The organism is Streptomyces inhibens (assembly GCF_003389455.1).
Classification (GTDB): Bacteria; Actinomycetota; Actinomycetes; order Streptomycetales; family Streptomycetaceae; genus Streptomyces; species Streptomyces inhibens.
On sequence record NZ_QUAC01000429.1, the window covers coordinates 1 to 14,167 of the forward strand.

The window sequence follows — 14,167 nt, forward strand, 5'->3', positions numbered from 1 at the left end:
CCAGCCGCCCAGCCGCCCAGCCGCCCAGCCGCCCAGCCGCCCAGCCGCCCAGCCGCCCAGGCGCTGCCGTCCGGCCGCCCGAGCGCTGCCGCCCAGCCGTCCCTACGGTCTGGTGCCGTGCCTGCCGCCGGTGTTCTTGCGTATGCCGAACGCCTCGTTCCGGCCTCGATCAGGCTCGTAGGGCGGTATGTCCTTGCCCGGCTGGTAGTGCGGTCCCTGGCGGATGTGGCGGATCACCATGGCCAGGTCCGTCGCTGCCACCATGGCCAGGACGGCACACGCGGCAGCCCATTCCGGTCGGCCGGCACTGACGAAGACCACAGCCCCGGCGATCGCCCACAGCAGCCCCCACAGCGCCAGCCCACAGCGAATCTTCAGCGGGCTGCGTGCGTGAAGGGGCTCATTTCCCGTACGCATCGGCACCCATCTCCCACCTCCAGGATCCTCCCGATCGACGAGCCAGTCACCTGTCTCCGTCACCCCTTTCAACGGTTTGTGCTCCGGGTTTCCGCTGTCCTTCGGGCTGCTCCTCGCCAACGGGTGGATCGCCGGCGGGGTGGCTGTTGATCCACGACAGCCCGCCGATGTCGAGCAGCGACCGGGCGCGGGTCACGGCGACGTACGCCAAGCGCGCTTCGTCGACATCGACCGGCCCGGGAAGCGGCGCTCCGTCCTCGCCGCGCTCGTCCAGGTCATCGGGGCCCGTGAAATCGTCCGCGATGCGTACGCTTGCCCACTCCCGTCCCTTGGCCCGGTGGGCCGTGGACACCGTCACCTCGGCGGAATCCTCGGGTGAGAGCCGGTCCAACGCGCGCAGTACGGCTTCCGTGCCGTGCTCGTCGACGAGCTCCACCAGTGGCAGCAGATCCCGTCCGGCCGGATCAAACTCGGCGTACTCGCGCAGTTCCGCCCAGGTCTCGAAGAGCATCAGCTCGGGATGGGCGGTGCGTCGCCCGGCCTCAAGGTCGTGCACGGCGCGTGCGAGGGCGCTCAGTGCCTCGCCGCCGCCCGCGAGTGCGACCCGGCGCTCGGCCTCCAGCTGCCGTATCACCTCCACCATCGCCCCCACATTCGTCCGGCACAGGATCGCCTCCGGCGCGTGGACCGTACGCAACTCCGTCTCCAGGGACGGTGAACCCGTGAGCCGGATCGGCGCGCCGACGATCCTGAGCCAGCGGTTGGCCTCGGCCGCCAGTGCCGGTCCGAAGCGGAAGGAGCGGGAGAGGCTGAGCTGTCTGCCGTCGAAGCCGGTCATGACGTCGCGCGCACCGCGCCAGCCGTAGATGGCTTGAGCGGAGTCCCCGACCAGTACCAGCTGTGCATGGTCGCGCTGGGCCGTGAAAACCTGCTCGACCACGGGATTGGTGTCCTGCGCCTCGTCCAGGAGCAGGAAATCCGCGGGGATGACGGGCTCGCTCAGCGCCCACATCTTGAGGTAGTGGTCGTGCTCGAAGCGGACCACGCCGTGGTCCGGATGTTGCAGGTCGGCCCAGGCCTTGCGTGCGTAGGGCAGGACGAGGTCGGCGAGTTGTGCGTGCAGCGGCGGGGATTCGGCTCCGCGCAGAGGCGGGACGTGGTGGGGTGCGATCTCGCTGTCCGCTGACTGGCAGAAGCGGGTGACCGTGCGCAGGACCGTGTAGGAAAGCGCCTTGTTGTTGACCTTGCGTGCGCCGATGCGTAAGGACAGGCCGTCGTCGATGCCGAGGGCCGCGCCCGTGCGCCAGCCCGCTTGCCGTGGGGCGTTCATGCGCGCTTGGTAGCTTCTGCCCACGGCGGTGTACGCGAGGGCGTGGGCGGTGCCGCAGGCCACCTCGGTGGGGAACGCCTGGGCGGCGTGGCGTGCGACAGCTCTGTTGAAGGCGATATAGCGGCCGGTCCGGCCGTGTTTCCGTGCGGTGTGCGCGAGCATCGCGAGGGTCGTGGTCTTGCCTGTCCCGGCACCGGCCTGGATCACCAGATGCGAGCCGGTCGGAAAGGCCTGTGCCGCGGCGTTCTGCTCGAGTGTGGGGGTGTGCATGGGTGTGTACATGGGGGCTCCTCGCCGACATCAGTTGATCACTGAGAGTGATTACGTCACTGACTGTAACCGATTTCGGGGGTGCGGGGGAGAGGCGTTCCAAGGCCTGTGGATAACTCCGGTTCGTGGGTGGGAAGCGCCGGCCCGGACGCATTGTCAGTGCCGTCTGCTTCCATCGAACTCGTGCAGGGCTGCCGCGGCGGGACCGACGCCGGCGGGCAGCGGGGCATGGGGGGACGCAGTGCGTACGACCGTAGACTCGCAGGTCGGGGGCGGAGGAGGAGGCCGGGTGCGGCAGGCCCGGTGTGCGCCGGAGCCCTCACGGCAGGACCAAGCAGTGCAGGACCGAGCAGTAAGGCATGGCATGACGAGGCGGTGGGAGGCGGCGGCGGAGAACCGTTCGGCGGACGCCCCGCCCACAGCCGTGCCCGGCGGCGCGGGGGACGGGACCGGCGCCGCCATGGCCCGCTGCGCCGCGGTCTTTCTGCCCGCCCGGCCGCCGCGCGCGGGGAAGATCGCGTTCTGGCGTCCCGATGACGGTCCGCTCCCGGACATCGGAACCGGGGGGCGCGATGGAGCGGCAGCGGGCAAGGACGGGGGCGCGGAGCCGACGCAGCTGACCGTCGCCCGGCGGCATGGGAACGGCGCCCGCAGCCGCACCGTCCCGGCCGTGCTGCTCCCGCTGGCCGAGGCCGTCCCGCTGCTGATCCGGGCCCGGTACGACCAGAGCGCCGATCCGGCCGCCGCCGGCTGGGGCGCGGCCACCTTGCACGCGCTGCACCTCGCCGCGCGCGGCAGACTGCTGCCGGGGCTGACCATCGAGGACACCGACGCCTGGCGCGCCGGCCCGCTCGACCCCGAAGACATCGCACACCTCCGGGCCATCGCCGCCGCCATGCCCGCCGAGGCCTACGCCGTGCCGCTCCCCGGCAGCCGCCCGCTCCAGCTGCACGACCCCGTGGCCCTGGTACGGCTCTATGTGGACGCGGTCGTCGACGCGCTGCCGCGTACCCCTGCCGCCGGGCTGGTGGCCGGTGCCCCGTTCGCCGCGACCGCGCCGCAGCACCTTCCCGGCGCCCGGGAATGGGCGGCCGAGGTCGCGGCCGGCGTGGATGCGGGGGTACGGCTCTCCCTGCGCCTCGACCTCGCGTCGCACAAGCTCTTCGACACGGCGGACCAGGACAGCGCGGGCGGCGCCGAGGAGCGCAGTGCGGCGGCCGCCGTCCTCCAGGTGCACAGCCTCACCGACCCGACCCTGGTCGCCGACGCCCGCGGCCTGTGGGAGGGCGAAGGCCCCGACCACTTCGGGCCGCGCTCCCGCGTCGACACCCTCTTGGCGCTGCGCCGCGCCGCCCGCGTCTGGGCCCCGCTCACCCGCCTCCTGGAGCGGCCGGTCCCCGACGTACTGCCGCTCAGCGAGGACGAGTTGTACGACCTGCTGGGCGAGGCCGCGCCACGGCTGGGCGCCGCGGGGGTGGCCGTCCACTGGCCCAAGGAACTGGCCCGCGGCCTGACGGCGGCGGCCGTGCTGCGCCCGGCACCGGGCTCGGCCGCGGACGGCTTCGGCTTCTTCGACACGCGTGAACTGCTGCAATTCCGCTGGCAGGTGGCGATGGACGGGGTGCCGCTGACAGAGGCGGAAATGGACGCCCTCGCCGAGGCGCACCGCCCCGTCGTCCGGCTGCGCGACCAGTGGGTCCTGGTCGACCCCGGGCTCGTACGCAAGGCCCGCAAGCGGGAGCTGGGCTATCTGGAGCCGGTCGACGCCCTCGCCGCGGCGCTCAACGGCACCACGGAGGTGGATGGCGAAGAGGTTGAGGTGGTGCCCTTGGGTGCCCTCGCCGCGCTGCGCGGCCGTCTCACCACGGAGGCGCGCCCCCTGCCCCAGCCGCCCGGACTGCGCGCGACCCTGCGCGACTATCAACTACGGGGCATGGCCTGGCTCGACACCATGACCTCCATCGGGCTCGGCGGCTGTCTCGCCGACGACATGGGCCTGGGCAAGACCATCACCGTCATCGCGCTCCATCTGCACCAACGGCCCGGCGCGCCGGTGCTCGTCGTCTGCCCCGCCTCCCTCCTCGGCAACTGGCAGCGCGAGATCGAGCGCTTCGCCCCCGGTACGCCCGTCCGCCGCTTCCACGGCGCCGGCCGCAGCCTCGACGACCTGGAGGACGGCTTCGTCCTGACGACGTACGGGACGATGCGCAGCAGCGCCACCCAACTGGCCGGCCGGCGTTGGGCCTGGGTCGTCGCCGATGAGGCCCAGCATGTGAAGAACCCGCGCTCCTCGACGGCCAAGGCGCTGCGCAGCATCAAGGCCCCGGCCCGGATCGCCCTCACCGGCACCCCCGTCGAGAACAACCTCTCCGAGTTGTGGGCGCTCCTCGACTGGACGACCCCCGGACTCCTCGGCCCCCTCAAGACGTTCCGTGCGCTGCACGCCCGTGAGGTCGAGGGCGGCGAGGACCCGGAGGCGGCCGAGCGGCTGGCCAGACTGGTGCGTCCGTTCATCCTGCGCCGCAAGAAGTCCGACCCCGGGATCGCACCCGAACTCCCGCCCAAGACCGAAACGGACCACCCGGTGGCGCTGGGGCGCGAACAGGCAGCGCTGTATCAAGCCGTCGTCCGCGAGACCCTCTCCCGGATCGAGGCCGCCGAGGGCATCGCGCGCCGTGGCCTGGTGATGAAGCTGCTCACCGCCCTCAAACAGATCTGCAACCACCCCGCGCAGTACCTCAAGGAGACCGCCCCGGGCCTGGCCGCGCGCTCCGGGAAGCTCGAACTCCTCGATGAGCTCCTGGACACCATCCTCGCCGAGGGCGGCGCCACATTGATCTTCACGCAGTACGTGGGCATGGCGCGGCTGCTCGAACGGCACCTCGCCACCCGCGGCATCCCGACGCAGTTCCTGCACGGCGGCACGCCCGTCGCCGAACGGGAGAAGATGGTCGACCGCTTCCAGTCGGGACAGGCCCCGGTCTTCCTGCTGTCCCTGAAGGCGGCGGGCACGGGTCTGAATCTCACCCGCGCCGGACACGTGATCCACTACGACCGCTGGTGGAATCCGGCGGTGGAGGAGCAGGCCACCGACCGTGCCTACCGCATCGGGCAGACCCAGCCCGTCCAGGTGCACCGGCTGATCGCCGAGGGCACGGTCGAGGACAACATCGCCCAACTCCTCAGCGCCAAACGGGCGCTCGCCGACGCGGTGCTCTCCGGTGGTGAGACCGCGCTCACCGAGCTGTCCGATGCCGAGCTGGCTGACCTCGTCTCCTTGAGGAGGCCCGGATGAACCCTCGCCCCACCTCAGGACGCGCCGCCGCGGCGGACCGGCTGGCCCGCGCGGACCGCTCCCGTACCTTCCCGCCCCTGCCGGACCGGACCGGCGCCCGGGGGCTGTTCGCCGAATCCTGGTGGGGAAGCGCCTGGCTGGACGCGCTGGAGACCGCCGCCCTCGACAGTGCCCGGCTCGCCCGCGGGCGGACGTACGCCCGCGACGGCCATGTCGACACCATCAACGTCACCCCGGGCCGCATCGTCGCCACCGTACGGGGCAGCAGGCCCCGCCCGTACAGCGCCGAAATCCGCCTCAGGACCCTTGGCGACCAGGAATGGGACGGCCTCCTGGACGCCGTCGCCGCGGAGCCCGGCCAGCTCACCGCGCTGCTGGCCAAGAAGCTGCCCCGTGCGCTGGCCGAGGGCGAGGTGCGTCTCCTCCCCGGGCCGGGTGATCTTGTCCCCCGATGCTCGTGCCCCGACAACGGCAGGCCCTGCAAGCACGCCGCCGCGCTCTGCTTCCAGGTGGCCCGCCTGCTGGACGCCGACCCGTTCGTCCTGCTGCTGATGCGCGGCCGCGGCGAACGCGAACTCCTCGACGAGCTCTCCCGCCGCAACACCGCGCTCACCGCCCGCGAAGCCCGCGCCCATACGCTTGCCGCCACCACGCCGCCCCACAGCAGCCGAGCGTCAGGGGGCGAAAGCAGGACACGAGACGCCGTCGAACGAACTGCCGCGGTGGCTCCCGGCGTCGTCCCCGGGGAGCCCCTCGCGCAGGGGACGCCCGCACCTCCCGGTGTCCTCGCCCGCGAGGCCCTCGCCGACCGCCCCCGCCCGCCGCTCCCACCGCCCCTGCCGGCGCCACCGCAGCCCGGTCACCCGCCGGCCCTGCCCGACGGCGACGGCCTCCCCTTCGACCCGGCCACCCTTGAATTCCTGGCCGCCGACGCCGCGGCCCGCGCTCACGCCTGCGTATCCGCCGCCGGATCCGCGAGCCCCGGAAGCGGCCGCCCGGCCGTCCACAGCCCGTTCCCGGCGCTGCCTCCGTGGGAGGACGCCATCCGCCTGGCGGCCACCGCCCACCCCACCGCCGGCCTGACCTCCACCACCCGCGCCCTCTACCGCGACCTCGCGACGGCGACCGGGCGTACGCCCACGGACGTGGCCCGCTCCGTCGCCGCCTGGCGGCAGGGCGGTCCCGAAGGCCTCGCCCTCCTCGACACCACCTGGAATCCACCGGCCGGCGACTTCGACCGGGCCCGCAGCGCCCTCCTGGCCGCGGACCTCCCGGCCCTGCGCCCGCGCCACAACCACCTCACCGACCCGGGCGGCCGCATCCAGCTCCGCTTCGGCCGCGACAACCGCTGGTATCCGTACGAATCCGAGCCCGGCGCCGAGGACTGGTGGCCCACCGGCCCCGCGGACCCCGACCCCGTGGGCGCGCTCACCACCCTGCTCGCGCGATGACTAACCTCAGGGCCGTGGAAGGTCTCGACGCACTCACCCGATCCCTCGCCCGGCGCACCCCCGAGCAGCTCGCCGCACTCCTGGCCCGCCATGCCGAGCCGCTCGCCCGTCGGCCCGCCCCCACCGAACTACGCGGTCTGGCAAGCGCGTTGTGGTCGTACGAAACCCTCCACCACCTGGTGCTGCACCTCGACCACCCCCGGCTGCAGGTGCTCGCCACCACCGCCCGCATCAGCCAGGAGCGCGCCGGGCGTGCCGCTCCCGGCCCCGCCGCCCCCGCTCCGGGCGCCGACTACCAGTCCCTGATGGCGCACCAGCTCTCCTTCGCGCATCTGGCCACCGAACCCGTCCCGCCCGAGGACGTCTTCGCCGCCCTCGGCGCCACCACGGGCCCCGGGCGCACCGCTGCCGAGGCAGCCCTGCGCGACCTCCACAACGACGGACTCGCCGCCCCCACCGAGGACGGCACGATCGTCGTCCCGCCGCGCGCCCCGCAACTCCTCGCCGCCCACGACCTCGGCCCGTTCCTCGCGGACGCCCCACTGCCCGCCCCGGGCGGCGCCAATCTGCCCGCCGTATCGGTCCCCCCGACCTCGCCGTACGACGAATCCCGGGCCGCTGCCGCCACCCTGGCCGCCACCGTGGACCGCCTGCTGGCCTCTCTGGCGACGCAGCCCGCGGCGCTGCGCAAGTCGGGCGGGCTGGCCGTACGGGAGATCAAACGGCTGGCCAAGGCGGCCGGCGCCACCGAACCGCACACCTGCCTCCTCCTCGACCTCACCCTGGCCGCCGACCTGATCGCGCTGACCCGCACCCCGGCCGGTATCACCGCGCTCCCCACCAGCGCGTACGACGACTGGCTCGGCCGCCCGCCCGGCGAACGCCTCGCGCCTCTCCTCGCCGCCTGGTCCGCGCTGTGGGCCATCCCCACCCACACTCCGTTCGGCGGGACCCCGACCGCACTGGTCCGCGGACACGACCGGCATGCACCTGCCCTCCGCCACGCCCTCCTCGCCGCTTCGGCCACCGTCCCGCCCGGTGCCGGAGCGCCCTTCCCCGCACTGCCGCTCGCCGAATCACTCGCCCAACAGGAGGGCGCGCGCACCCCGTTGGAGCAGCTTCTGCGGGCGGCGGACTGGCACCGCCCCCTCGCCGTCACCCGCCAGCCGATGGCCGAGGACCGTGCCGCCCACACCCTCCACGAGGCGGCCTACCTGGGCCTGGTCGCCCACGGCACCCTCACACCCCTCGGCCGCGCGCTGCTCGCCGACCCGCAGTCCCTCGACGAGCCGCTCGGCGAACTGCTCCCGCCGCTCCTCGAACAGGCCCACTTCCAGGCCGATCTGACCGCCGTCGTCCCCGGCCGCCCCGCCGCCGCGCTCGCCGGACTCCTCGCCTCCGCGGCCGACCGCGAGTCCGAGGGCCACGCCGTGACCTGGCGCTTCACCCCCGCCTCCGTACGCCGTGCGCTGGACACCGGCCACACCGCCGACACCCTCCTCGACGACCTCACCCGTGCCTCGGCGACCGGCACCCTGCCGCAGCCACTCGGCTATCTCGTCCGGGACGCCGCCCGCACCCATGGCCGGATGCGTGTCCTGCCCGCCGCCTGCTGCATCCGCTCCGACGACGAAACCCTCGTCAAGGAACTCGCCGCCCACCGGGCGCTGCGCGACCTCGCGCTGCGCGCCATCGCCCCGACCGTCCTGGTCAGCGGCCGCCCGCCGGCCGCCACCCTGGACGCCCTGCGCGCCGCCGGCTACGCACCCACCCTGGAATCCGACACCGGCACCACCACCGTCGAACGCCTCCCCGCGCACCGGACCAAGGCCCCCGCCCCCACCCGCAATCCGCACGCCCCGCTCACCCTCGCCCGCCGCCTCCTGGGGCTCGCACCGGAACCCCAGGAGGCCCTCCGGACCGCCGACGTGTGACCCGTCGCCGGACCGGGCGCGGCGCGTGGGCGGGTCGGCTACTCGTACTCCGTGCCGCCCTTGCGTGTCAGATACGCGCCGCTGACCACCTTGGCGATGGCCCGCCCGCCCAGCACCGCGCTGTAGCGGTCCCGGAGCGGACGGACGACCACACCCTCCCGGATGTGCACCGCACGCCCCGACAGCGTCTCGCGCCCCTCGGCCAGCTCCATCACCTGCCGCGCGTCGTACGGGCCGCTGAACAGCGTCGGCACCACCGGAAGCCGACCGTCCAGCACCTTCGCGAGCTCCTCCGGATCCAGCCAGCGCGGCTGCCCGCCGACGTCCACCGCGATGTCGAAGACCGCGTACGTCGGATCCCCGCGCCGGCTGTCCGCGCCGTAGCCCAGATCCTGGACGCCGTCGCCGTACACCTCGCCGTAGACGCCGACCCGCAACGCCCCCAGCTCCCCGGCGATCTCCGCAGCGACCCGCTCGACGTCATGTCCGCGCACCGCACGCCAATACAGGTTCTTCGGGTCCTCGGCCAGCGCGAGCCGCTGCGCACCGAGCCCCTTCGAGGTCACCTGGACGCGCCCGTCCCGGGCGCTGTACGTCAGGCAGCAGGCGGTGCCGTGCACCTTCTCCGTGACCGCCACCGGCTCGCCGTCGGTGAACGCCGCCGGATACCGCTTCAGGTTCTCGATATCGATCCACGGCAGCAGATCGGGAGCCGACTCCACATCGCCGCTCATCGAAATCGGCACCGGCGGAACCCACTTCACGATCCCCAGCTCCGCCGCGAAGTCGGTGCCGTCCTCCCGCGCCCGCGCCAGGTCCACCCCGCCCAGCGCCTTCGGGCGGCAGACGATGCCCTGCGACAGCTCGCCACGCAGCCGTATCGCCTTGACGCGATTGGCCGCCGAGCCCGCCAGCTTGCCCGTCAGCCCCAGCTCGGCCACCAACTCCTCAGGAAGCACGGCCTGCTCCGGCACATACACGGCCAGGTCGCCGGTCCGGTAGACGCCCTTGGCGACGACCGCGCGATACAGACCCACCTGCGCGAGCTCCAGCGCATCGGCGTTCGGATGCTCATGAATCGTCAGTTCCTCGACCGTGACGCGCAGCGTCGACATCCCCGTCCCCGTTCCTGCAACAGCATCAGGCGCCGCCCAGCGCGCCGCCCCCCTCACTGTGATCGACTCCGAACCACCCAGCGACCGATTTTCGCCCTTGCCGACCGAATGTGATCGAGTGGCGGTCCGGCGCGCTGGACCCCGCCTTCACCGCCGCCGCATTGTCAGTACCGTCAAGTAGCGTTTTGGCGTACGGAGTCGATCCGACAGATCGAACAGATCGACCGGTCGCGGGGTGGAAGGACGGCGTCGACGTGGGGGAGCACGGGGTGGGCGACGAAGGCGTACGGAACGAGTTCGGCGGGACGGCGCACGGGCCGGTGGTGCAGGCCGGGGTGATCCATGGCGATGTGCGCTTCGAGGTGAAGCGCCCGGATGTTCCGGTGCCCCGGCAGGTGCCGGCCGGGGTGGCCCAATTCGTCGACCGCGAGCCGGTGATCGAGGCCATCAGCGGCTGGGTGGGCGAGCACGGCGGGGTGGCGGTGCTCAGCGGACTGCCCGGGGTGGGCAAGAGCGCGACCGCGCGCAGATGGGCGCAGGGGGAGCGCGGCCGGTTTCCCGGTGGCGAGTTCTATGTGGACTTCGCCGAGCTGCGGGCCCAGGTGGGCGGGGATGTCTCGGCCGGCGTCAGCCGCTGTCTGCGGGCGCTGGGTGTCGAGGACCGGTATCTGCCGGGCACGCTGGGCGAGTTGACCGGCCTGTTCCGCAGCTGGACGGCGGACAAGCGGGTGCTGATGGTCCTGGACGATGTGACCGAGCCGGCGCAGGTACGGGCGCTGATTCCGGGCGCGCCCGGGAGCGTGGTGCTGGCGACGAGCCAGGGCATGCTCGGCGAGCTGCTGGACGTGGGAGCGCGGCTGATGCCACTGGAGCCGCTGAAGGCCGAGCACGGGCTGCAGTTGCTCAAGCGCCTGTGCGGGGAGGAGCGGATCGCGGGGGACGGCGAGGCCGCCGCCGAGCGCATCGTGGAGAGCTGCGGTGGCCTCCCGGTGGCACTGCATGTCGCCGCCGCCCGGTTGGTGATGCACCCACGGTTGTCGGTCGAGGCATTTGCCGATGAACTGGCCGATGACCAGAGCCGGTTGAATGCCCTGCGCAGGGGAGGTGAGCGAGCCGTGACGGCTGTTTTCGATGTGGCGTATGCGGCGCTGTCGCAGGAGGCCGCACGGCTGTATCGGGTGCTCGGGCTGTATCCAGGACGTCGTTGGGATGCGGGGACGGCCGCGGCGGCCGCCGGGACGACGGAACTGCAGGCGGCCGAGCAGCTCGACGTCCTGGAGAGTGCGAGCCTGGTCACGGTGGCGGCGGACGGGCGGTACGACTTCCACGACCTGGTGCGACTGCACGCCCGGGAGGCGGCCCAGGAGGAGAGCGAGACCGAGCGCACCGCCGTCGTACGGCGGGTGGTGGACCATCTGCTCACCCGCGCTGCGCACGCCGACCTGGCCGTCATGGGAAACCGGATGCGCATCGGCCGGTACGTCGAACGTCTGGGGGAGGCGGACCAAGGGGCCGGCTTCCGGGACCGGCAGCAGGCGCTGGAGTGGCTGGACGTCTGGCGCGACGAGCTGCTGTCCGCCCAGCGGGCCGCGGCCGACCGCCGGTGGCACCGCCCGGCCTGGGAGCTGGCCGAGGCGCTGACCGCGCTCTACCTCAACCGCAGATACCTCAACGACTGGGTCAAGTCCGGTGACTTCGGCGCCAGGGAGGCCATGGCCGACGGCAATCCCGCCGCCGAGGCCCGGCTGCGTACGCTGCTCTCGCGCCCGTTGATGGACCGCGACGAACTGGCCCGGGCACGCAAGGAACTGGAGACGGCCATCGCACGGGCCGACACCTCCGGCCATGCGCTGCTGCGGGCATCCGTCCGTGAGTTCTACGGGCGGTACTGGGACCGCTGTGATCCGGACCGCGCCATCACCACCTACGAGGAGGCGATGACGCTCTACCGGGCCGCGGGCGACGAGCGAGGTATCGCCATCGGGCTCCATTTCATGGGCTGCGCACAGCACGCCGTCGGCCGCACCGAGGACGCGCTGGCCACGCTGCGGGACGCCTATGACCGGTTCATGGCGATCGAGGACCGACGGATGGGAGCGCGGGCACTGGCCGCACTGGGGCGCGCGCAGGGGACGCTGGGGCGCATCGACGAGGCGGTCGCGGCCCTGGAGGAGGCCGCGGGGATGTTGCGTGAGCGCGGGGCCGTCCATTACGAGGCGGAGGTGTGCGAGGCGCTCGCCGAGATGGCCGAGGAGGCCGGCGACCGCGAGCGATGGCGACTGCATATCACCCGGGCGCTGGAGATATACGAGGCGGGCGGCGGCCCGCGCGCCGTCGAGCTGCGCCGCATGCTGGCGGAGGCCGAAGGGGCCGAAGGGGCCGAAGAGGCGGCCGAGTAGCCGGGTGACCGGAACGGGCCTGTTCGGCGTGGTCGAGCGGCCGGCTGCTCAGTAGGTGCCGGGTGAGCGGCGGGTGTCCGGAGCGAGGCGCAGTGCGGCGTCCTCCGTGCGGCTGCCGAGCGTGAGGGCGACGATGCCGTCCAACGGGCGGTGTGCGCGCAGCGAGGCGTAGACGACGGCGGCCAGCACGGCGGGGTCGTCCAGGAGGCCGGTGGCGGAGACTTCGACCGTACGGCCGTCGCGGAGCCCGACCCGGCAGCCGCGGTCGGCGACCGAGGCGGCGGCGAGAAGACAGCCCGGGTAGCGGGCGAGGGTGTCATCGATCCACCGGTCGGCGGCGACGGCGGTACGGACCGGAGCGCGGCGGACCAGGACGGACGCGCTCTCCGCCAGCTGCCGGTCCTCTTCATCATCGGCGCACGAGAGATGGCGGAAGGGGCCGTCCGGAGCGTCGGCCCGCTCCAGGAGGGAGAAGGAGTCGACGGCGGCCGGGGTGCGCTCGACCGACACCCGCAGGCCGTCGGGCCCCGTACCGGGCACCGTGGTCACGTAGGCCGCGGTGACATCTGCCGGACGGTCCTGCGGTACGGGAGGGGCCGGCGCCAGGCGTGGGGGCGGCGGGCCGGTCGGTTCGGGCAGGTCCAGAAGGTCGTAGACGGCGGTGCGCAGCAGGTCCAGGGCGCGGCCCGGGGCGGCGAAGGCGCTCTCGCCGAGTTTGCGGAGCCGGCCGATGGTGTCGTCGCCGGTCGGCGGCAGGGCGTTGAGCGCCTGCTCGATCTGCGGCCGGAGCGGGGCGTCGGGAGTGAGCCGCGGCGCGATCCGGCCCAGCTCCGCCATGGGTGTGCCCGCCACGGCCTCGTCCTCGCCGAACGCGCCGAGCAGCAGGGGCGTACCGAGCGCGGCCCCGTAGAAGGTGACCGACCCGTGGTCGCCCATGAGGAGGTCGGCGGCGAGCAGTGTGGCCTGCCAGCCCGCCGTCGGCGGGATGCACAACAGCCCGGCGGCATGGGCGGAGTCGAGGAGCGAACGGACGGCGTAGCGGCCGTGGGCGGAGGCGATATTGGGGTGGGTGACCAGGGCGACGGCGTAGTCGTCCATGGGCAGCTCGGCGAGCAGCCGGGCCGGGAGCGCGGGATCCCGGCCCAGGAGGGAGTGCTCGCGCCAGGTCGAGCTCAGCATGATCAGCCGTCGGTCGTCCGGCACTCCGAGGGCCTGGCGGTAGCGGGCGCGTAGATCCCGTCCGTCGCGCAGTGCGTCATAGCAGGGGTCGCCGACCAGGAGGGTGCTGCCGGAGGTGGCGGGGTGGGCGGCGGCCAGCTGGGCGGCCTGGTCCGGGTGCGAGATGGCGAACCGGGCGCGGCCGCTGCGCAGCAGGGCGTCGGGTACGACTCCGGCGAGCCGGTCCTGGTCGCTGCGCGAGTCCGGGACGACCTTGTGGAAGCCGACGCCGTGCGGGAGGACCAGAACCGGGGCGGTGTGGTGCGACTCCGTGAGGTCGGCGTTTTCGGAGGCCGTGATGATCAGGTCGGGGGTGATACGGGCGAATTGGTGCCAGGGCAGTACACGGGCGCCGACCGAGCGGAGCAGATCGTGGACGCCGTCGTTGAAGGCGGAGGTGGGGTCGTAGACGAAGACGAGGGAGACGCGTGGGTCGTCGCGCAGGACCGGGCGCAGGACATCGAGGACCCGGACGGTCGAGGTGACGGTACGCGCCACGGCCACGACGGTGCGCTCGCCCGCGAACGTCAGCCAGCGCTCGGGGTCCTCGCCCACGGGCACGCGCAGCGGCGGTATGAGCCCATGGCTGGTGTCGCGGGCACCGGCACCGGGACACGCACACGCGCGCCCACACGCACAGGCACAGGCGCAGGCACTCGCGGCTCGCGGCTCGCGGCTCGCGGCTCGCGGCTCGCGGCTCGCGGCTCGCGGCTCGCGGCTCGCGGCTCGCGGCTCGCG

8 protein-coding genes are annotated in these 14,167 nt (G+C 73.3%); 4 read left to right on the forward strand and 4 right to left on the reverse strand.

The window, feature by feature from the left end:
- Window positions 1–102 precede the first annotated feature (102 nt).
- Window positions 103–417 carry a DUF6343 family protein gene (locus tag DY245_RS37350; RefSeq protein WP_181924040.1) on the reverse strand — a complete coding sequence of 105 codons (315 nt, stop codon included), beginning with the start codon at window positions 415–417 and terminating at the stop codon, window positions 103–105.
- A gap of 46 nt (window positions 418–463) precedes the next feature.
- A complete protein-coding gene (locus DY245_RS37355) occupies window positions 464–2,017 on the reverse strand; it encodes a UvrD-helicase domain-containing protein (protein ID WP_128511544.1) in 1,554 nt (517 codons plus the stop codon).
- Between the two features lie 364 nt (window positions 2,018–2,381).
- Between DY245_RS37355 and DY245_RS37360 the strand changes: the two genes are divergently transcribed.
- The 3 genes from DY245_RS37360 to DY245_RS37370 are packed head-to-tail and all read left to right on the forward strand — an operon-like array spanning window position 2,382 to window position 8,697.
- Window positions 2,382–5,312, forward strand: a complete 2,931-nt coding sequence (locus tag DY245_RS37360; RefSeq protein ID WP_425329492.1) for a DEAD/DEAH box helicase — start codon at window positions 2,382–2,384, stop codon at window positions 5,310–5,312.
- Window positions 5,309–6,763: an SWIM zinc finger family protein gene (locus DY245_RS37365; protein WP_128511540.1), complete on the forward strand. Its 1,455-nt coding sequence runs from the start codon at window positions 5,309–5,311 to the stop codon at window positions 6,761–6,763. The genes DY245_RS37360 and DY245_RS37365 overlap by 4 nt, the downstream gene beginning before the upstream one ends.
- Window positions 6,764–6,777: 14 nt before the next feature.
- Complete coding sequence (locus DY245_RS37370; RefSeq protein ID WP_128511541.1) at window positions 6,778–8,697, forward strand: helicase-associated domain-containing protein; 1,920 nt, start codon at window positions 6,778–6,780, stop codon at window positions 8,695–8,697.
- Window positions 8,698–8,735: 38 nt separating this feature from the next.
- On the opposite strand, the gene DY245_RS37375 is transcribed toward DY245_RS37370, so the two are convergent.
- Window positions 8,736–9,812: an RNA ligase (ATP) gene (locus DY245_RS37375; protein WP_128511542.1), complete on the reverse strand. Its 1,077-nt coding sequence runs from the start codon at window positions 9,810–9,812 to the stop codon at window positions 8,736–8,738.
- 254 nt (window positions 9,813–10,066) lie between these two features.
- Between DY245_RS37375 and DY245_RS37380 the strand changes: the two genes are divergently transcribed.
- Window positions 10,067–12,211 carry a tetratricopeptide repeat protein gene (locus DY245_RS37380; RefSeq protein ID WP_128511543.1) on the forward strand — a complete coding sequence of 715 codons (2,145 nt, stop codon included), beginning with the start codon at window positions 10,067–10,069 and terminating at the stop codon, window positions 12,209–12,211.
- A gap of 48 nt (window positions 12,212–12,259) precedes the next feature.
- Here the strand turns inward: DY245_RS37380 and DY245_RS37385 are convergent, their stop codons facing one another.
- Window positions 12,260–13,990, reverse strand: coding sequence for a CDP-glycerol glycerophosphotransferase family protein (locus tag DY245_RS37385; protein ID WP_342354254.1), 1,731 nt, complete (start codon window positions 13,988–13,990; stop codon window positions 12,260–12,262).
- Window positions 13,991–14,167 lie beyond the last annotated feature (177 nt).